Source organism: Pseudomonas fluorescens (assembly GCF_001708445.1).
Taxonomy (GTDB): Bacteria; Pseudomonadota; Gammaproteobacteria; order Pseudomonadales; family Pseudomonadaceae; genus Aquipseudomonas; species Aquipseudomonas gorinensis.
This window is the reverse complement of the sequence record NZ_CP015637.1, coordinates 3,627,254-3,645,163: the sequence shown is the minus strand read 5'-3', so window position 1 is coordinate 3,645,163 and position 17,910 is coordinate 3,627,254. Positions and strand designations below refer to the sequence as shown.

14 protein-coding genes are annotated in these 17,910 nt (G+C 62.7%); 7 read left to right on the top strand and 7 right to left on the bottom strand.

Annotation, left to right across the window (positions count from 1 at the left end; genetic code table 11):
* Positions 1-47 precede the first annotated feature (47 nt).
* A complete protein-coding gene (locus tag A7317_RS16055; RefSeq protein ID WP_069076304.1) occupies positions 48-1,697 on the top strand; it encodes a SulP family inorganic anion transporter in 1,650 nt (549 codons plus the stop codon).
* A gap of 125 nt (positions 1,698-1,822) precedes the next feature.
* Here A7317_RS16055 and acnB read toward each other — a convergent pair whose 3' ends face one another.
* A complete protein-coding gene (gene acnB / locus A7317_RS16050) occupies positions 1,823-4,432 on the bottom strand; it encodes a bifunctional aconitate hydratase 2/2-methylisocitrate dehydratase (RefSeq protein WP_069076303.1) in 2,610 nt (869 codons plus the stop codon).
* 396 nt (positions 4,433-4,828) lie between these two features.
* Here acnB and A7317_RS16045 point away from each other — a divergent pair, with 396 nt between their 5' ends.
* Positions 4,829-5,299, top strand: coding sequence for a DUF1289 domain-containing protein (locus A7317_RS16045; protein WP_024075890.1), 471 nt, complete (start codon positions 4,829-4,831; stop codon positions 5,297-5,299).
* Positions 5,300-5,819: 520 nt separating this feature from the next.
* Here A7317_RS16045 and A7317_RS16040 read toward each other — a convergent pair.
* Both A7317_RS16040 and A7317_RS16035 read right to left on the bottom strand, forming a co-directional pair.
* Positions 5,820-7,097, bottom strand: coding sequence for an ATP-binding protein (locus tag A7317_RS16040; RefSeq protein ID WP_069076302.1), 1,278 nt, complete (start codon positions 7,095-7,097; stop codon positions 5,820-5,822).
* The gene (locus A7317_RS16035) at positions 7,098-7,805 is read right to left on the bottom strand and encodes a winged helix-turn-helix domain-containing protein (protein WP_069076301.1); all 708 of its coding nucleotides are present in this window, start codon (positions 7,803-7,805) and stop codon (positions 7,098-7,100) included.
* 156 nt (positions 7,806-7,961) lie between these two features.
* Between A7317_RS16035 and A7317_RS16030 the strand changes: the two genes are divergently transcribed.
* Positions 7,962-9,161 (top strand): MFS transporter, encoded by a 1,200-nt coding sequence (locus A7317_RS16030; RefSeq protein ID WP_069076300.1) that lies wholly within the window; start codon positions 7,962-7,964, stop codon positions 9,159-9,161.
* Here the strand turns inward: A7317_RS16030 and A7317_RS16025 are convergent.
* On the bottom strand, positions 9,117-9,719 hold the full coding sequence (locus A7317_RS16025) for a tRNA-(ms[2]io[6]A)-hydroxylase (RefSeq protein WP_024075888.1): 603 nt from the start codon (positions 9,717-9,719) through the stop codon (positions 9,117-9,119). The two genes, A7317_RS16030 and A7317_RS16025, sit on opposite strands and share 45 nt — an antisense overlap.
* 148 nt (positions 9,720-9,867) lie before the next feature.
* On the opposite strand from A7317_RS16025, the gene A7317_RS16020 reads away from it, so the two are divergent.
* Positions 9,868-10,731, top strand: coding sequence for a universal stress protein (locus A7317_RS16020; RefSeq protein ID WP_024075889.1), 864 nt, complete (start codon positions 9,868-9,870; stop codon positions 10,729-10,731).
* A gap of 292 nt (positions 10,732-11,023) precedes the next feature.
* On the opposite strand, the gene A7317_RS16015 is transcribed toward A7317_RS16020, so the two are convergent.
* The 3 genes from A7317_RS16015 to A7317_RS16005 all read right to left on the bottom strand — a co-directional run bounded on the left by A7317_RS16015 (position 11,024) and on the right by A7317_RS16005 (position 14,354).
* Positions 11,024-12,847 carry a serine hydrolase domain-containing protein gene (locus A7317_RS16015; protein ID WP_024075884.1) on the bottom strand — a complete coding sequence of 608 codons (1,824 nt, stop codon included), beginning with the start codon at positions 12,845-12,847 and terminating at the stop codon, positions 11,024-11,026.
* Positions 12,848-12,941: 94 nt separating this feature from the next.
* Positions 12,942-13,430, bottom strand: a complete 489-nt coding sequence (locus A7317_RS16010; RefSeq protein ID WP_069076299.1) for a GFA family protein — start codon at positions 13,428-13,430, stop codon at positions 12,942-12,944.
* A 33-nt stretch (positions 13,431-13,463) separates the two neighbouring features.
* Positions 13,464-14,354 carry a LysR family transcriptional regulator gene (locus tag A7317_RS16005; RefSeq protein WP_024075882.1) on the bottom strand — a complete coding sequence of 297 codons (891 nt, stop codon included), beginning with the start codon at positions 14,352-14,354 and terminating at the stop codon, positions 13,464-13,466.
* A 182-nt stretch (positions 14,355-14,536) separates the two neighbouring features.
* On the opposite strand from A7317_RS16005, the gene A7317_RS16000 reads away from it, so the two are divergent.
* From A7317_RS16000 to A7317_RS15990, 3 genes are read left to right on the top strand one after another with little or no spacing between them, the layout of a single operon-like run.
* Positions 14,537-15,355: an FAS1-like dehydratase domain-containing protein gene (locus A7317_RS16000; protein WP_069077416.1), complete on the top strand. Its 819-nt coding sequence runs from the start codon at positions 14,537-14,539 to the stop codon at positions 15,353-15,355.
* Between the two features lie 29 nt (positions 15,356-15,384).
* Positions 15,385-16,548, top strand: a complete 1,164-nt coding sequence (locus A7317_RS15995) for an acyl-CoA dehydrogenase family protein (RefSeq protein WP_069076298.1) — start codon at positions 15,385-15,387, stop codon at positions 16,546-16,548.
* A gap of 10 nt (positions 16,549-16,558) precedes the next feature.
* On the top strand, positions 16,559-17,908 hold the full coding sequence (locus tag A7317_RS15990; RefSeq protein ID WP_069076297.1) for an MmgE/PrpD family protein: 1,350 nt from the start codon (positions 16,559-16,561) through the stop codon (positions 17,906-17,908).
* The last annotated feature ends 2 nt before the right edge of the window (positions 17,909-17,910 follow it).

Genomic DNA, 17,910 nt, shown 5'->3' with positions numbered 1-17,910 from the left:
ATGAGCGCTAAGCTGGAGCACGTTTTTGCCAGGAGGAGTGGGGCCGCTTGAAAACTGCAACCGAGACGCCCGTTGTCATACCGCCGAATCGCACCCAGGACATTCTCGCCGGCTTATCCATTGCCGGTTTGCTGCTGCCGGAAGCGGTGGCCTATTCCAGCATTGCCGCACTGCCACCCCAGGCCGGGGTGATTGCCTTGTTTGCCGGGCTGGTGTGCTACGGCCTGTTTGGCAGCAGCCGCTTTGCGATTGTCTCGGCCACCTCATCGTCGGCGGCGGTGCTGGCGGCGGCCACGGCCAGCCTGGCCGGTGACGACCCGGCGCTGAGGCTTTCCCTGGCCTTTGGGCTGGTGCTGATCATTGGGGTATTTTTTCTCCTGGCCGGGCTGTTCAAGCTCGGCGGCGTCACCTCGTTTATCGCCAAGCCGGTGTTGCGCGGCTTTGCCTTCGGCCTGGCGTTGACCATCATCCTCAAGCAAGTGGCCAATGTGGTGGGCGTCCATCTCACCGATAACAACCTGATCCGCTTCCTGCCGCAACTGCTCGAACAGTTGCCACGCTGGAACTGGCCCGCCGCGCTGGTGGCGGCGGCGGCGTTGCTGGTGTTGCGGCTGTGCGCACGCCTGCCACGGGTGCCCGGTGGCCTGGTGGTCGTGGTGCTGGGCATCGTGGCCGGGCAGTTACTGGGCCTGCAGGCCCAGGGCGTGGCGCTGATCGGCATGATCGACCTGCGCCTGGAACTCGGGCATTTGCCGGTACTGCCGTTTGCCGACTGGTTGCGCCTGGGCGAACTGGCATTTGCCTTGGTGATGATTTTGTACGCAGAGTCCTACGGCTCCATCAGCTCATTCGCCCTCAAGCATGGCGACCGAGTGTCATCCAACCGTGATTTGCTGGCGCTGGGGGCGGCCAACCTGGTGTCGGGGTTGTTCCACGGCATGCCGGCGGGGGCCGGGTATTCGGCGACATCGGCCAATGAGGCGGCCGGCGCCTATTCACGGTTCGCGGGGATCGTTGCGGCGCTGGTGATATTGGTGATCGTGCTGACGGTGCTGCCGTATGTGGCGCTGACGCCGGAGCCGGTGCTCGCGGCGGTAGTCATCTATGCCTTGGGGCGTGGTTTGAGCCTGCAGCCCCTGGGGCGCTATTTCCTGTGGCGACGCGATCGCTTGCTGGTGGTCTGCGCGGTGGCGGCAGTGCTGGTGCTGGGTGTGCTGGATGGCTTGTTGCTCGCCGTGGCGATCAGCGTGATGTTGATGTTGCGCCAGATGTCCTCAGCGGACATCCAGGTGCTCGGGCGCCTGGGTGACAGTCATGATTTTGTCGATCGCCAGCACCATGCCGATGCTGTGGAAGTGCCAGGCGTGCTGATCGTGCGGCCCAGTGAAGCGCTGTTTTTCGCGAACGCCGAGCGCATCCTGGGGGCGGCCTTGCGCCTGATGCGCCAGGCACCCGTTCAGGCGGTGGTACTGAGCCTGGAAGAGTCGCCCGACCTCGATGGCACCAGTATCGAAGCGCTGGCGGTGTTTTTTGCCCAGGTGCGGGGGGAGGGCAAGCGCCTGGTGCTGGCCCGTGTGCGGCATGATGCCCGCGAGGTGTTGCAGGTACTGCCTGAAGCGTTGGCGCCGCATGTACTGCTCAGCGGCTTGAGTGTCGACGACGCGGTGCAGTTGGTGCTTGAGGCGAGCAACGCGTGACGCAGGCATGGTGTGGGAGGGCTTGCGCGTAGTGTGGGAGGGGGCAAGCCCCCTCCCACAGTATTCCAGGCACAAAAAAACGCCGCGTACCTTGCGATACGCGGCGTCCTTTACATCAACACACCTTAGGCTTGAATCACCGGGATGTTGGCGCTTGCTGCGATTTTGCGGAACTCGGCGATCTGGTCGAAGTTCAGGTAGCGGTAGACGTCACTGGCCATGGTGTCCAGTTTCGCTGCGTAGCCCATGTACTCTTCGACGGTCGGCAGGCGACCGAGGGTGGAGGCCACTGCCGCCAGCTCAGCCGACGCCAGGTAGACGTTCGCGCCATCACCCAGACGGTTCGGGAAGTTACGGGTGGAGGTCGATACGACGGTCGAGTTCGGCTCTACACGTGCCTGGTTACCCATGCACAGCGAGCAGCCCGGCATTTCCATGCGCGCGCCAGCCTTGCCGTAGATGCCGTAGTAGCCTTCTTCGGTCAGCTGGTGAGCGTCCATCTTGGTCGGCGGCGACAGCCACAGACGAGTTGGCAGCTGACCCTTGACCTGCTCCAGCAGCTTACCGGCAGCACGGAAGTGACCGATGTTGGTCATGCACGAACCGATGAACACTTCGTCGATCTTCTCGCCGGCAACGCTGGACAACAGACGGGCGTCGTCCGGGTCGTTCGGTGCGCAGAGGATCGGCTCGTTGATTTCGGCCAGGTCGATCTCGATGACTTCGGCGTATTCCGCGTCGGCATCGGCTTCCATCAGTTCCGGGTTGGCAACCCAGGCTTCCATCGCTTGGGCGCGACGTTCCAGGGTGCGTGCGTCGCCGTAGCCTTCACCGATCATCCAGCGCAGCAGGGTGATGTTGGAGTTCAGGTATTCGGTGACGGATTCTTTCGACAGCTTGATGGTGCAACCGGCAGCCGAACGTTCGGCCGAGGCGTCGGACAGCTCGAAAGCCTGCTCCAGCGTCAGGTCGTTCAGGCCTTCGATTTCCAGGATGCGGCCGGAGAAGGCGTTTTTCTTGCCTTTCTTCTCTACGGTCAGCAGGCCAGCCTGGATCGCGTAGTAAGGAATGGCATGAACCAGGTCACGCAGGGTGATGCCAGGTTTCATTTTGCCTTTGAAGCGCACCAGGATCGATTCCGGCATGTCCAGTGGCATAACGCCAGTGGCTGCGGCGAACGCGACCAGACCGGAACCGGCCGGGAACGAGATGCCCATCGGGAAACGGGTGTGGGAGTCACCACCGGTGCCGACGGTATCCGGCAGCAGCATGCGGTTCAGCCAGCTGTGGATGATGCCGTCGCCTGGACGCAGCGATACACCGCCACGGGTCATGATGAAGTCAGGCAGGGTGTGGTGGGTGGTCACGTCGATCGGCTTTGGATAAGCCGCGGTGTGGCAGAAGGACTGCATCACCAGGTCGGTCGAGAAGCCCAGGCACGCCAGGTCTTTCAGTTCGTCACGGGTCATCGGACCGGTGGTGTCCTGGGAACCCACGGTGGTCATCTTCGGTTCGCAGTAAGTCCCTGGGCGAACGCCTTTGCCTTCCGGCAGGCCGCACGCCTTGCCGACCATTTTCTGGGCCAGGGTGAAACCCTTGCCAGTGTCGACCGGTGCTTCAGGCAGCTTGAACAGGTCGGTAGGGCCCAGACCCAGCTCGGCGCGAGCCTTGTCGGTCAGGCCACGGCCGATGATCAGCGGGATACGGCCGCCGGCGCGAACTTCGTCCAACAGGACCGGGGTCTTCATTTCGAAGGTGGTCAGGACTTCGTCGGTGCCGTGTTTGCAGACTTTGCCAGCATGCGGGTACAGGTCGATCACGTCGCCCATGTTCATGTTGGTGACGTCGAATTCGATCGGCAGTGCGCCGGCATCTTCCATGGTGTTGTAGAAGATTGGAGCGATCTTGCTGCCGAAGCAGAAGCCGCCGGCGCGCTTGTTCGGCACGTAAGGAACGTCGTCGCCGAAGAACCACAGTACCGAGTTGGTCGCGGATTTACGCGAAGAACCGGTACCGACCACGTCACCGACGTAGGCGATCGGGAAGCCTTGGCCGCGCATTTCTTCGATCTGCTTCATCGGGCCGGTCTTGCCTTGCTCGTCCGGCACAATGCCTTCACGCGCCATTTTCAGCATGGCCAGGGCGTGCAGCGGGATATCAGGGCGGGACCAGGCGTCCGGGGCAGGGGACAGGTCGTCGGTGTTGGTTTCGCCGGTGACCTTGAATACGCGCAGGCTGATCTTGTCGGCCAGGGTCGGGCGGTTCTTGAACCACTCGCCGTCGGCCCAGGACTGGATCACGGCTTTGGCGTGTTCGTTGCCGTTGCGGGCCTTCTCGGCCACGTCGTGGAACGCATCGAACATCAGCAGGGTGTGCTTGAGTTGGGCGGCGGCGACAGGTGCCAGCTCGGCGTCGTCCAGCAGCTCGACCAACGTCACGATGTTGTAGCCGCCTTGCATGGTGCCGAGCAGTTCAACAGCGCGTTTCTTGTCGATCAGGGGAGAAGTGGCTTCGCCCTTGGCCAGGGCAGACAGGAAACCGGCCTTGACGTAGGCAGCTTCGTCAACGCCTGGTGGAATGCGGTTGGTGATCAGGTCAACGAGGAGTTCTTCTTCGCCAGCCGGAGGATTCTTCAGCAGCTCGACCAGGCCTGCGGTTTGTTCGGCGTTAAGCGGCTGGGGAACGATACCCAGTGCTGCACGCTCTTCGATATGTTTGCGGTAGGCTTCAAGCACAGTTATTACCCTCATCAGTGGTCCCACGGGACGCTCATCCAGAAATGAACGGCACGCATGCGCTCGGGGGCTTTTTGGGCCGCAAAGCCAGCGCTGCCGGCATTCCTCACAGAAGCTGCTTTCAAAGTTTTACGCCTGCAGAACGGAGCTGATGAGGGTTGGCGCTGGGACTACCTACCGGGTAATCACCATCGCCAACACCGTTCTGAAGGAACGACTGTGCTCGTGACGCTTTGAAAACAGCTTCCAGCGGATTGTTTGGCGCCTTACAAGGCCGGATGATTCTACGGCAAAAAATTTCTAAAGGTAAGTTGCCTGACTAAGTTTGCTGGGTGATCAACCTTAGACAAAGGGCTAACATGGCGCACTGTTTCGCTGATTTGTGTGTTGCCACCCATGTCCAATCAAACCATCAAGACCCCCTGCGTAGGCCTGTGCTCAACGGTTTACGGCGATCTCGTGTGCCGCGGCTGCAAGCGCTTCCACCACGAAGTGATCCAATGGAATGGGTATAACGAAGAGCAAAAACGCGCGGTATGGCTAAGGCTTGAGCAGCTGCTGGTACAGGTGATGGCCGGCAAGCTGGAGGTTTTCGACCCCAAGACCCTGCGTGGGCAACTGGAGCAACGCAAGATTCGCTTTGTGCCGCACCAGTCCGAGTACTGCTGGGCGTACCAGTTGATTGCCCGTGGGGCGCGGGTGATCAACAACCTCGAGGCTTATGGCATGGTGCTGCTGCCGGAGTTTCGCGACTGGGCGCTCCCAGAGCTGCGCGATGCCATCGACCGTGAGTTCTTCATCCTGTCCGAGGCGCACTACCAGCGCTATATCGCGCCGGCGTTCCTGAGGGATGCGTTCGCCGACTGACAACACAAATCCAAATGTGGGAGGGGGCTTGCCCCCGATGAGGGAGTGTCAGCTCAAACAGCTGTGACTGACACACCGCCATCGGGGGCAAGCCCCCTCCCACAGGGGACCGCGTTGCATCAAAGGGGTAGAAGAACCCCAGCGGATTGATGTCGTAGCTCACCAGCAGGCTCTTGGGATGGGGGTGCGAATGCTACTTTCGAACGAGTGCGGGCACTGCATTAATCGCGAACATACGGGGAGCAACATGTGGGAGGGGGCTTGCCCTAATGCCATTCAGTTAAGCGTACATCGCCTTCTGTAGGAGCGAGGGGGACGCCTAGTTCTTGCTCGCGAAAAACGTCAACGACCCGCGTTGGGGCGCGAAGCGGCCCCATTACAGGCGATGTGTTTTTAACTGACACACCGCGGTGCCTGGTTTTGGGGCTGCTTCGCAGCCCAACGCGGGGCAAGCCCGCTCGCCACAACAAGCCCGTTCGCCACAACAAGCCTGCTCGCCACAGGATGACCCGCGGGAGGCTTATTCGGCGTACGCCCACGTCATCCGAAACGACGCCCCGCCCCACTCCGAATCCAGCACTTGCACCTGGCCGCCGTGCCACTGCGATACCCGCTGCACAAGCGCCAGGCCCAGGCCGAAGCCGCCGGTGCGGCGGTCACGGCTGGCGTCGAGGCGCATGAACGGCTGGAAGATTTTTGCCCGGCCCTCCTCGGGCACGCCAGGGCCGTCGTCGCAGACCCGCACTTCGTAGCCGCTGCCGAACTTGACCAGTGACACTTCCACGCGGCGGTCGGCGTAACGGATGGCGTTGCGCAGCAGGTTGATCACCGCGCGCGCCATAAAACGTGGCTCGATCTGGATAATGTCGACTTCACAGGTGCGCAGTGACAGGTGCACACCTTCCGCCTCGGCCTCCAGGGCGACGCTGCCAATCACGCTGTCGAGCCAGCTGTGGGCTTCGATGTTTTCCCGGGTGACCTGGGTGGCGCCGCGCTCGAGGCTGGCGTAGGTCAGCAGCTCGGAGACCATTTCTTCCAGTTCGCCCAAGTCGGCGTACATGTCCGTGATCAGCGCGCGGCTCTGGCGCGGGTCGGCCTGTTGCCGGAGTTGGTCGAGCTCGAACGACAGGCGCGCAATCGGCGTGCGCAACTCATGGGAGACTGCGTTGGTCAGTTCGCGCTGGTTGGCGATCAGGCTTTCGATGCGTTCGGCCATCTGGTTGAAGTGCCCGGCCAGCTCGCGCACGGTGGAGCGGCGCGGCAGCAGGATGCGCGAACCGAGGTCGTTGTCACCGAAGCGCTGCGCGGCCAGGCGGATATGTTCCAGGTCGCGCCAATGGGGTCGAACCCAGAAGTACAGCACGATGGCCAGGCACACCCCGAGGAAACCATAGGCCCACAGGTACAGCCACTTGGGCTCTTCCGGCAACTTGATTTCCAGCAGTTGCGAGCTACCGTCGATGGTCGCGAGAAACTCCATGAAGTCGCCGCGCACCACCAGCTGCCCCTTGTCCAAAAGCGCCTGTTCACGCTCGGTCAGGGCCTGGGTATCCTTCTGCACCAGCTTCAGGCGCAGCCCGTAATGGGGCTGCAACTCGGCCAGCCGGGCCTGGCGCGCGTCCCTTTGCAGAGGACGCAATTGCTCTACCAGTCCATACGCCGGACCCCGCACGGCTTCGCGGTTATAGGTTTCGTTGGCTTCGGGCATCAGCTCATCGAAGGTGTAGTTGACCAGCCAGATAGCCCCCGCCAGGCCCAGGGCCAGAATCACATACAGGCGCAGAAACAGGCGCAGCATCTAGACCTCCCACGCAAATGGATTGAACAGATAACCCTTGCCCCAGATGGTCTTGATGCACACCGGCTCACGCGGGTTGTCATTGAGTTTGCCGCGCAGTTTGCTGATGTACACGTCGACGCTGCGGTTCAGGCCATCGAAGGCGATGCCGCGCATGCGGTTGAGGATGTCATCGCGGGACAGGATCTTGCCGGCGTTGCTGGCCAGCAACCACAGCAATTCGAATTCCATGGTGGTGAGGTCGATCTGCTCCTCCCCCAGGCTGACTACCCGGCAACTGCGGTCAATCGACAGTCGGCCGAACTCCACGGCGCCGCGCACCGTTGGCTCCGGTGACTGGCGACGTTGCAGGGCGCGCAGGCGTGCGAGCAGCACCGGCGGCTTGATCGGCTTGATCACGTAATCGTCGGCGCCGGATTCCAGGCCCAGGATATGGTCCAGGTCATCTTCCTTGGCGGTGAGGATCACGATGGGCGTGTCGGACACCGTGCGAATCTCGCGACACACATGCAGGCCGCTCTGGCCGGGCAGCATCAGGTCGAGTACGACAATCTTGGGCTTGAAGTCGAGAAACACCGCCAAGGCCAAATCGCCCCGGTGCACCACCCGCACCTCAAAGCCATGCTGCGCCAGAAAATGCGCGATCAGCCCTGCCAGCTTCTCATCGTCCTCAACGAGCAGGACCTTGCCCAGACCCAGGTTTTCCATACGTTCTCAATATGCGACGCCGATTGAAGTGCGGGCATTATAGGTGGCAAGCTGCCCGACAGCAGCGCTTGGCCCGTAGCGGGTGACCAAGCTTCATGCTTTTAAGAGTTTTTAACAAATAGCCTGCAATCTTTAACGCCATTCACAGGGAGTTGTATGCGCAAGGATTACCTGGCGTTCTTCGTTTCGCTGTTCCTGTCACGGCTGGCGGACCAGATTCTGCTGTTTATCGTGCCGCTCATCGTGTTCCAGACCACCAACAGCGTGAGCTGGGCGGGCCTGGCATTTTTTCTCGAGTCGCTACCGCGCTACCTGGCGTTCCCGGTGTGCGGGGCATTGTGCGACAAGTTCTCGCCAGTCCGCATCCTGCATATCAGCCAGGTCTACCGAGCACTGGCCTGCGTGGTCGCGGTGGCGCTGTACGGGGTGTTCGACGGCATTTACTGGATTGTGCTGCTGTCGGCGCTGTGTGGAGTGTTGACCACCCAGGGCATCATGGCGCGGGAAGTGCTGATGCCGCACATCTTCAGGCAGTACAGCTATACCAAGACGTTGTCCTATTCGCAGATTGCCGACCAGAGCGGCCTGGTGCTGGGCCCCTTGGTCGCGGCGCTGATGCTGCAAGTGTGGGCCTGGCATTGGGTGGTACTGGGGGTTGCCGGGCTGTTTGTCCTGGCAGACCTGGCGATGCTGATCTGGCAACGCCATAGCCGGGTGCACCTGGAAACCTTCGAGCAACACCAGGATATCTGGCTGCAACCGCTGCGCATTGCCTTCCGGCATATCCGCAACCTGACGCAATTGAAGCGGATCATCACCCTGGCGGTCGGCGTCAACCTGATCATCGGTGTGACGCTGGCGACTTCGGCGGCAATGGTCACGGGGCACTTTGCCGCCGACAAGGACGCCTATGCGTTGCTGCAAGCCGCGGGGGCCGTGGTGACCATCGCGATTCTGTTTTACCTGGCGCGCTGCAGCCTGCCGTTGAAGGTACTGGGTGGGTTGTCGTATTCGATGATTGCACTCGGGGCGCTGATCACCGCGCTCAGCCCCGGGCTCATGACCTATGCCGTGGGCTTCTTGCTGGTCACCGGTTTCGACAAAATGTTCAACGTGTACCTGCGCAGCACCCGCCAGCGCGTGATACCGGTGCAGGACTTTGGCAAGACGGTGGGCGTGCTCACCCTGCTCAACAACCTGGCCCAACCGCTGGCGGGCTTGCTGATCGCGTTGCTGGCGGCGCCCTGGGGCACGCAAACGGTGATCCTGCTGTTGACCGGGATCACCGCGCTGATCGGCGTCGCCGTGGCCTCAGGCTGGCACGCCACTGTGAAAGCGGAACTCGACGTCGGGTGACTCGATCAGTGCCTGCTCGGCCGCCCGCACCCGCTCGATCACCTGGGCGATGTCCTTGGCGTCGCCATACTGGTAGGCCAGCTTCAGGTAACCCTGGTAGTGCCGCGCTTCGCTCTTGAGCAAGCCGAAGTAAAACTTGCCGAGTTCCTCGTCCAGATGCGGTACCAGGGCTTCGAAACGCTCGCAACTGCGCGCCTCGATAAACGCGCCGACCACCAGGGTATCCACCAGCTTGACCGGTTCATGGCTACGCACAACCTTGCGCAACCCGGAGGCGTAACGCCCGGCATGCAACTGGCGCAACTCGACCTTGCGCTTCTTCATCAGGCGCATCACTTGCTCGTGGTGCACCAGCTCTTCCCGGGCCAGGCGCGACATCATGTTGATCAGGTCCACATGGCCGTGGTACTTGGCGATCAGGCTCAGGGCAGTGCTGGCGGCCTTGAATTCGCAGTTCTTGTGGTCGATCAGCAGGGTGTCCTGATCGGCCAGCGCGGCCTGCACCCAGGCGTCGGGGGTGGGGCAACCGAGGAATTCGTGGATTTCGGGCAGGTTCATCGGGCTCACGGGCAAAGGGTCACAAAAGGGCGCCGATTATACCGACCACGCCGCAGACCACCAGCCACTGGCCTTGATGTGCATCAACATGACGGCTGGCGAGCAGCAACTATAGTTGTCTAACGCCCCTTTTCTGGAGATCCCGACCATGCAAGCTATCCGCAGCATCCTGGTGGTCATCGAGCCCGAGCATTCGGAAAGCCTGGCCCTCAAGCGCGCCAAGCTGATCGCCGGGGTCACCGACGCGCACCTGCACTTGCTGGTCTGCGACAGGAAACACGAGCATTCGGCGCTCTTGAGCCTGCTCAAGACCGGTTTGCAGGGTGACGGCTATAGCGTCACCACCGAGCAAGCCTGGAATGACAGCCTGCACAAAACCATCATCGACGTGCAGCAGGCCGAAGGCTGTGGGCTGGTGATCAAGCAGCACTATCCCGACAGCCCGTTGAAAAAGGCCCTGCTGACGCCTGCGGACTGGAAGCTGCTGCGCTATTGCCCGACGCCGGTCCTGCTGGTCAAGACCTCGACGCCGTGGGCCGACGGCGTAATCCTCGCGGCCATCGACGTGGGCAACAGCGATGTCGAACACCGCGCACTGCACCACTCGATCATTGACCACGGTTTTGATATCGCCAGCCTGGCCAAGGCCCAACTGCATGTGATCAGCGCCCATCCGTCGCCCATGCTGTCGGCGGCGGATCCGACCTTCCAGCTCAAGGAAACCATCGAGGCGCGCTATCGCGAGCAATGCCAGGCGTTCCAGGCCGAATTCGACGTGGATGACGCGCACCTTCATATCAAGGAAGGCCCGGCAGATGTGCTGATCCCGCATACGGCGCACGCGCTCCAGGCCGCGGTGACGATCATCGGCACTGTCGCACGCACCGGGATTTCCGGAGCGCTGATCGGCAACACCGCCGAAGTGGTGCTGGATGCGCTGGAGAGTGACGTGCTGGTGCTCAAGCCGCAGGCGTTGATGGACCAACTGGAAGAACTCGCAACCACGGCCTGACGCTGATCCTCGAAGGCAACCGAGATCCAATGTGGGAGGGGGCTTGCCCCTGATAGCGGTGTGTCAGTTACAGGTTAGCTGACTGATACACCGCTATCGGGGGCAAGCCCTAATGCCGTTCAGTTAAGGCTTTTTTGTAGGAGCGAGCTTGCTCGCGAAGAACTTACAGGCGCCGCGTCCCCAAAACCAGGCACCGCGGTGTGTCAGTTAAAAACACATCGCCTGTAATGGGGCCGCTTCGCGCCCCAACGCGGGGCAAGCCCGCTCGCCACAGTACAGTGTTCCTCCAGGGTTAAAAAATCAGCGGTTTGTGCGGCGATTGCGTGCGTTTGAAGGCGTAGCCCGAAGCGCTGAGGCCGTTGACCTGGCGGCTGACGGTGTCGCCCAGGCCATAGCCGTTGCCGGCCAATACGGCATGGGCGTTGTCCACGGGCAGCAGGATGTAATCGGTCAGCGGCTCGTCGTGCAGTTGCCCGCGGATTACCAGGAAGCCGTCCTCCAGGCGCACGCTGACGCCGCTCAGCGGCGCGTCAGGCTCATGGGTGTTGAGTACCTGGTAGGTGCCGATGGTGTCGGCCCAGGCCAGGGGCAGGGTTGGCGGGTCGATCCGCTCACCCAGGGCAATGCGCTGGCCGTGGCTGCGCGCAGTCAGCATTTGCCGGCCCTGTACGGTGACGACGTCGAGTTGCACACGCCCCAGTTCGCCGAGATCCTCGAGCCAGAAACCGAGGAACTTTTTCTGCGCGCGCAGCCAGCCGTCCTCATCGCGCAGCAAGTCAAAGGTATACCCCGACAGCTCACCGGACAGGCGCGAGTGCTCGTCCCGGATGCGGAACACGCCCCAGGCCGTAGCGTAAAACCCAGCCAGGCGCTTGCGGTCGACGGCTGCCGGCACCTGGCGCAACTTGAGCCCATGGGTGGGGGCCGCGCAGTTATCGGCGCACACAGGGCGGCCTGTCTGCGCCTGGAGCATCAGGCGCAGGGCGTCGTTGGACAGCGCGACCACCATGTCTTCGGCGTTGCTGTCGTTGGCCATGATGATGACCGCCAGTTGCGGGTCCGGCAGCAGGGTCAATTGCGCGGCAAAATCGTCGCCACCGCCACTGTGCTGGTAGGTGCGTACACCGGGGGCGACCGGCTCGTCGCCACAGGGGGCGAGAAACCACCCGAGGCCGATCTGGCAGTCGAAGTCCAGGGCGTTCCCGGTGTTTTGCTGGGTGAACATCTGTTCGATGGAGGCACTGCCCACTACGCGATGGTCCCGGTAGATACCCTGGGCAAACAGCATCTGCACGTAGTGGCTCAGGTCCTTGGGGCTGGTCCATAAACCGGCGGCGGCGAGGTCACGCACCTGGGCGTCAGTGCTGGCGCTGCCGTCCTGATAACCCAGGGCGCGGTAGCCCAGTTGGGTGCCGGTGCCGACAAAACTCGACTGGCTCATTCGCAACGGCTTGAGCAGGCTGGTTTGCAGCTGGGTTTCGAAGTCCTTGCCGGTGCTGCGCTCAATCGCAGCGCCGACCAGCGCATAACCGAGATTGGAATAGGCCACCTGGGATCCTGGCGGGCTGCTCAGCCACACCCCCGAGACGCGCATTGGCATCTGGCTCATGGCGAAGGAACTGCGCAGGTCCCGCAGGTGCTCGCTGGGTAAGCCCGACTGATGACTGAGCAGGCGGCGCAGGGTGATATCGCGGTCGGCGGCCGCCTGGTCGCTATGAAAGCGCGAGCGCACATAGAACTCGCGCAGGGTGTGCTGGATCGGTGCATCAAGCTCCAGCCGTTGCTGTTCTACCAATTGCAGGGCCGCGGTGGCGGTGAGCAATTTGGAAATGGCCCCTGCGCGAAATGCCGTGTTGGGGGTTACCGGCACGCCACGGGCTTTGTCCGCCAGGCCGAAGCCATGGGCCCAGATCAGTTCCTGGCCATTGACCAGCGCGATGGACAGCCCCGGCACATTTTCCCGGGCCATTTCCCGTGGAATGCGCGCTTGCAGATAACGGATGATCGCACTGTAGTCACCCTTGGCAATCGGCGGCGGGGCAGAGGGTTGGCCATGGCAACCGATACTGCCCAACAGGCAACCCAGCAACGGAATACCGCGCAATGTGCGAAACATGAAGAGCACCCGGATGGTTGTTTGGACGCTCGAATGCTAGGGGAGGGCCGTCCAACAATCTTTGCAAGCTTTGTCGGGAAACTGTCAAAGATTGTTAACGAGTCAACCCCAGTCGCTCATGCCACTGTGCAATCGATTCCTCGGGGTATTCATCAAATTGCAGGTCGCCCTTGCGCACGCTGACTTCAACCCACGGCGCCTTCGAGCCCAGCATCAGGTGCGTATGCTCCGGCGGCACCGGCAACGGCGTGTCGATGGCCGAGGCAAACGGGTGGATCAGCTCCGGCCACTCCGGGCTGAACAGCCATAGCGCACTGCCGCACTGCGAGCAGAAATGCCGTTCGGCGGTGCTGGCATGGGCCCGGCTGGCACCTTCTGGCTTGAGCCGGGCATGGTAGATCGAGATCAGTTTGCGCCCGCGCACTTTCAGGCTGCTGGCATCGCCCGCGAGGTTGATGGCGTAGCCACCACCCCCTTGGGTCTTGCGGCAGATCGAGCAGTAGCAACGCTGGTACGGGTAAGGGTGGGCACTGCTCAGGCTGAACGTGACGGCGCCGCAGTGGCAGGATCCTTCAAGTTGCATAAGGTGTCTCCTCTGGCTGGGTGACTGTTCAGCTTAGGCGCTCTTCGGCATCAGGGTTGCGATCAGGGCGCGGATCGTGCCCGGCAATGCCTCCAGCTCCCGCACCAGAATGCTGCGCTCACGAATCGCCCAGGGTTCATCCAGCTTCACCGCCACCAGTTGCATGGTACGGCTGTGCCGGACGGCGGCGGACTCCGGGATGATGCCAATGCCCACGCCGGCCTCGACCATCCGGCAGATCGCCTCGAAGCTCGAGACCTGGATGCGCAGCGACAAGTGCTTGCCGATCCGCTCCACGTGCTCGCGCAGGAAGCTGAGCAAGGTGCTGCCTTCGTGCAGGCCGATATGCTGGTAGGCCAGGGTCTGTTCCAGGGTGACCGAGGGTTGCCCGGCCAAGGGGTGGCCCACCGGCACCATCAAGACCAGCTCATCGGTGCTGAAATGCAGCACCTGCAAGCCTGCCGCTTCTACCGGGCCGGCGATGATTCCCATATCACTGGTGCCATCGAGCACGCCACGCACGATATCCCGCGACAAGCGTTCCTGTAGATCGACGGTGACGCCGGGGCGCTGTGACAGGAAACCGGCCAGCACCTCGGGCAGGAATTCGGTCACCGCCGTGGTGTTGGCAAAGATGCGGATATGCCCGGCGGAATCCACGCCATATTGGGTGAACTCACTTTTCAGGTAGTCCACCTGGCGCATGATCAGCCGGGCGTGGTGCAACAGGCGTTCGCCCGCCGGGGTGATTTCCACGCCACGGCTGTCACGGTACAGCAGGCGGGTATCGAGTTGGCCTTCCAGGGCCTTGATCCGCGCACTCGCGGCGGCAGGCGAGAGGAATGCGCGCTTGGCGCCCTGGGTCAGGCTGGGGGATTCGGCGATATGGATGAACAGGCGCAGGTCGGCGAGATCGAAGTGCATGCAAAACTCCAGGTGTACGACCACCTGTGGCGGGGGCTTGCTGCCTCGCCACAAGAGGGGACAGATCGGACGATTGGCGTTCAGCATAGCCGAACGCTGGTTTATTGAAATGCAAATTCTCAGAACGGCCAGGCGCTTGCATGATCCGGGGCAGATACTCACTGCCCGAGGACCTGTACCTGATGAGCGCCACTGATTGGATCGGCCGAAGCGAAACCGCCCACGACCACCTGAGCCATAACCTGCTCAAACGCATTGCCGCCACCCTTGGCGAAGCCGTCCCCGAGCAGGGCCAGGATCTGCCGCCGCTGTGGCAGTGGTGTTTCTTCCAGGACCCGCTGCCCGAGTCGGCCCTGGGCACCGACGGCCACCCGGCCCGTGGCGGCTTCCTGCCGCCGGCGGATAAGCGCAATCGCATGTGGGCCGGTGGGCGGATCGAGTTCCTGCACCCACTGCGTGCCGGCGAGGCGGCCACCCGGGTGTCAACCATCACCCAGGTCGAGGAGAAAACCGGCCGCAGCGGTTCACTGTTGTTTGTCACGGTGCGTCACGACTATTCCCAGGACGGCCGCCTGGCGATCCGCGAAGAACAGGACATCGTCTACCGCGAGCCCACGCCACCCAAGCAGGGCAGCGGCGAGGCCCTGGCCCAAGGCGAATGGCACGAAACGATCGCCCCCACGCCGACCCTGCTGTTTCGCTACAGCGCCGTGACCTTCAACGGCCACCGCATCCACTACGACTACCCCTATGTCACCGGCACCGAAGGCTACGCCGGGCTGGTGGTACATGGCCCGCTGATCGCGACCTTGAGCCTGCGCGCGTTTTGCCGCGCCCACCCTGAAGCCACCTTGCGTCGTTTCAGCTATCGCGGGGTGCGCCCACTGATCGCGCCTCAGCCGTTCGAGGTAGGCGGGCACGTCACGCAGCCAGGCGTTGCCGCGCTGTGGGCCGGTAACGCGGACGGCCTGGCCCAGCTGGCCGAAGTGCATTTCGAATAATCCAAGAACAACAGGCGGAGAGCCGTTAGATGAACCCGAACGACAACGAAGCACTCAATGCCATCCGCGAAGGGGTGCGTGCCTTGTGCGCCGAATTCGATGCCGCTTATTGGCGCCGGATCGACGAGGAAAAAGGCTTCCCCGAAGCCTTCGTCAAGGCCCTGACCGATGCCGGCTGGCTGTCGGCGATGATCCCGGAAGAGTATGGCGGCTCGGGCCTGGGCCTGGCCGAGGCCTCGGTGATCCTTGAAGAGGTCAACCGCTGTGGCGGCAACTCCGGCACCGTGCATGGCCAGATGTACAACATGTTCACCCTGTTGCGTCACGGCAGCGCGGCGCAGAAAAGCTTCTACCTGCCCAAGCTGGCCAGCGGCGAATTACGCCTGCAATCGATGGGTGTCACCGAGCCCACCACCGGTACCGATACCACCAAGATCAAGACCACTGCGATCAAACGCGGTGACAAGTATGTGATCAACGGCCAGAAGGTGTGGATCTCACGGGTGCAGCATTCCGACTTGATGATCCTGCTGGCGCGCACCACGCCGCTGGCCGAGGTGAAGAAAAAGTCCGAGGGCATGTCGATCTTCCTGGTCGACCTGCGCGAAGCCATCGGCAATGGCCTGACCGTGCAACCCATCGCCAACATGGTCAACCACGAAACCAACGAGCTGTTCTTCGACAACCTGGAACTGCCCCTGGACAGCCTGATTGGCGAGGAAGGCAAGGGTTTCAAATACATCCTCGATGGCCTGAATGCCGAACGCACGCTGATCGCCGCCGAGTGCATCGGTGACGGCCGCTGGTTCATCGAAAAAGCCAGTGCCTACGCTCGCGACCGCGTGGTGTTTGGCCGGCCCATCGGGCAGAACCAGGGCGTGCAGTTCCCAATTGCCGAAGCGCACATTGAAATCGAAGCGGCGGACCTGATGCGCTGGCGTGCCTGCGACGAATACGACCGCGGCGCCAATGCCGGGGCCAGCGCGAACATGGCCAAGTACCTGGCGGCCAAGGCGTCCTGGGAAGCGGCCAATGCCTGCCTGCAAACCCACGGTGGCTTCGGCTTTGCCTGCGAATACGACGTGGAGCGCAAATTCCGCGAGACCCGCCTGTACCAGGTGGCACCGATCTCCACCAACTTGATCCTGTCCTACGTGGCCGAGCATTTGCTCGAACTGCCACGCAGCTTCTGAGGGCCCGAGCATGAGCCATACCCAAGCCCTGTGTCGGTTCCTGGCCGACCTGGCCTACGAGCAATTGCCCGAGCCCGTGCTGGCGCGCACCGAAGACCTGTACCTGGATTGGCTGGCCTCCGCGTTGGCCAGCCAGGGCGCGCACCCGATCCCGTTGTTTGAACGCTATGCGCAGAAGATGGGGCCGAGCAGCGGCCCGGCGCAGGTGATCGTCAATGGCGGCAGCAGCAGCGCGTATTTTGCCGCGCTGGTCAATGGCGCCTCGTCCCATCTGGTGGAGCAGGATGACCTGCACAACAGCTCGGTGCTGCACCCGGCCACCGTGGTGTTTCCGGCGGCCTTGGCGGCCGCGCAAGACCTGGGCAAATCCGGCCGCGACCTGCTGTTGGCCTCGGTGGCGGGTTATGAAGCCGGGATCCGCATCGGCGAATTCATGGGCCGCTCCCACTACCGCATCTTCCACACCACGGCCACGGTGGGCACCCTGGCGGCGGCGGTGGCGGTAGGCAAGTTGCTGGATTTCAACCAGGAACAGTTCATCAATCTGCTCGGCAGCGCCGGCACCCAGGCCGCCGGGCTGTGGGAGTTCCTGCGCGATGCCGCCGACTCCAAGCAACTGCACACGGCCAAGGCGGCCGCCGACGGTTTGCTCGCCGCGTACCTGACGGCCGATGGCCTGACCGGTGCGCGCAATATCCTCGAAGGCGACCAGGGCTTGGCGGCGGGCATGTCCACGGATGCCGAGCCGAGCAAGTTGTCCGCCGACCTTGGCCGTCGCTGGGCGCTGCTGGAAACCTCGTTCAAGTTTCACGCCTCGTGCCGCCATACCCATCCTGCCGCCGATGCGCTGTTGGAGGTGATGCAGCGTGAAGGCCTGGGCGCCGCCGATATCGCGCATGTGGAAACCCGCGTGCACCAAGGCGCCATCGATGTGCTCGGGCGCGTGACGGTGCCCACCAGCGTGCATCAGGCCAAGTTCTCCATGGGCACCGTGCTCGGCCTGATCGCTGTGCATGGCAAGGCCGGCTTGACCGAGTTCCACCAGTGGGCACTGAGCGATCCTGCTGTTTCGGCCTTTCGCGACAACGTCAGCATGGCCCTCGACGCCGAAGTCGACGGCGCCTACCCGCAGCGCTGGCTGGGCCGGGTCCTCGTCAGCACCGTTGATGGCCGCTCGCTGCACGGCGCCATCGACGAGCCCAAGGGCGACCCCGGCAACACCCTGAGCCGCGCGGAGCTGGCGGATAAATTCCAGCGCCTGACCCAGTTCAGCGGCGCGCGCTCACCGGCCCAGGCCCACGCATTGATCGACAAGGTCTGGAACCTGCGCAACGCCGCATCCATGGCCCATTGGCTTTAAGG

Excerpts from the sequence above, each read along its gene's own strand:
- A7317_RS16005 (WP_024075882.1), bottom strand. The coding sequence starts at position 14,354 with ATGCACTTCGATCTCGCCGACCTGCGCCTGTTCATCCATATCGCCGAA.
- A7317_RS16045 (WP_024075890.1), top strand. The coding sequence starts at position 4,829 with ATGTCCAATCAAACCATCAAGACCCCCTGCGTAGGCCTGTGCTCAACG.
- A7317_RS16040 (WP_069076302.1), bottom strand. The coding sequence starts at position 7,097 with ATGCTGCGCCTGTTTCTGCGCCTGTATGTGATTCTGGCCCTGGGCCTG.
- A7317_RS15995 (WP_069076298.1), top strand. The coding sequence starts at position 15,385 with ATGAACCCGAACGACAACGAAGCACTCAATGCCATCCGCGAAGGGGTG.
- A7317_RS16030 (WP_069076300.1), top strand. The coding sequence starts at position 7,962 with ATGCGCAAGGATTACCTGGCGTTCTTCGTTTCGCTGTTCCTGTCACGG.
- A7317_RS16015 (WP_024075884.1), bottom strand. The coding sequence starts at position 12,847 with ATGTTTCGCACATTGCGCGGTATTCCGTTGCTGGGTTGCCTGTTGGGC.
- A7317_RS16035 (WP_069076301.1), bottom strand. The coding sequence starts at position 7,805 with ATGGAAAACCTGGGTCTGGGCAAGGTCCTGCTCGTTGAGGACGATGAG.
- A7317_RS16010 (WP_069076299.1), bottom strand. The coding sequence starts at position 13,430 with ATGCAACTTGAAGGATCCTGCCACTGCGGCGCCGTCACGTTCAGCCTG.
- A7317_RS16000 (WP_069077416.1), top strand. The coding sequence starts at position 14,537 with ATGAGCGCCACTGATTGGATCGGCCGAAGCGAAACCGCCCACGACCAC.
- A7317_RS16020 (WP_024075889.1), top strand. The coding sequence starts at position 9,868 with ATGCAAGCTATCCGCAGCATCCTGGTGGTCATCGAGCCCGAGCATTCG.
- A7317_RS15990 (WP_069076297.1), top strand. The coding sequence starts at position 16,559 with ATGAGCCATACCCAAGCCCTGTGTCGGTTCCTGGCCGACCTGGCCTAC.
- A7317_RS16025 (WP_024075888.1), bottom strand. The coding sequence starts at position 9,719 with ATGAACCTGCCCGAAATCCACGAATTCCTCGGTTGCCCCACCCCCGAC.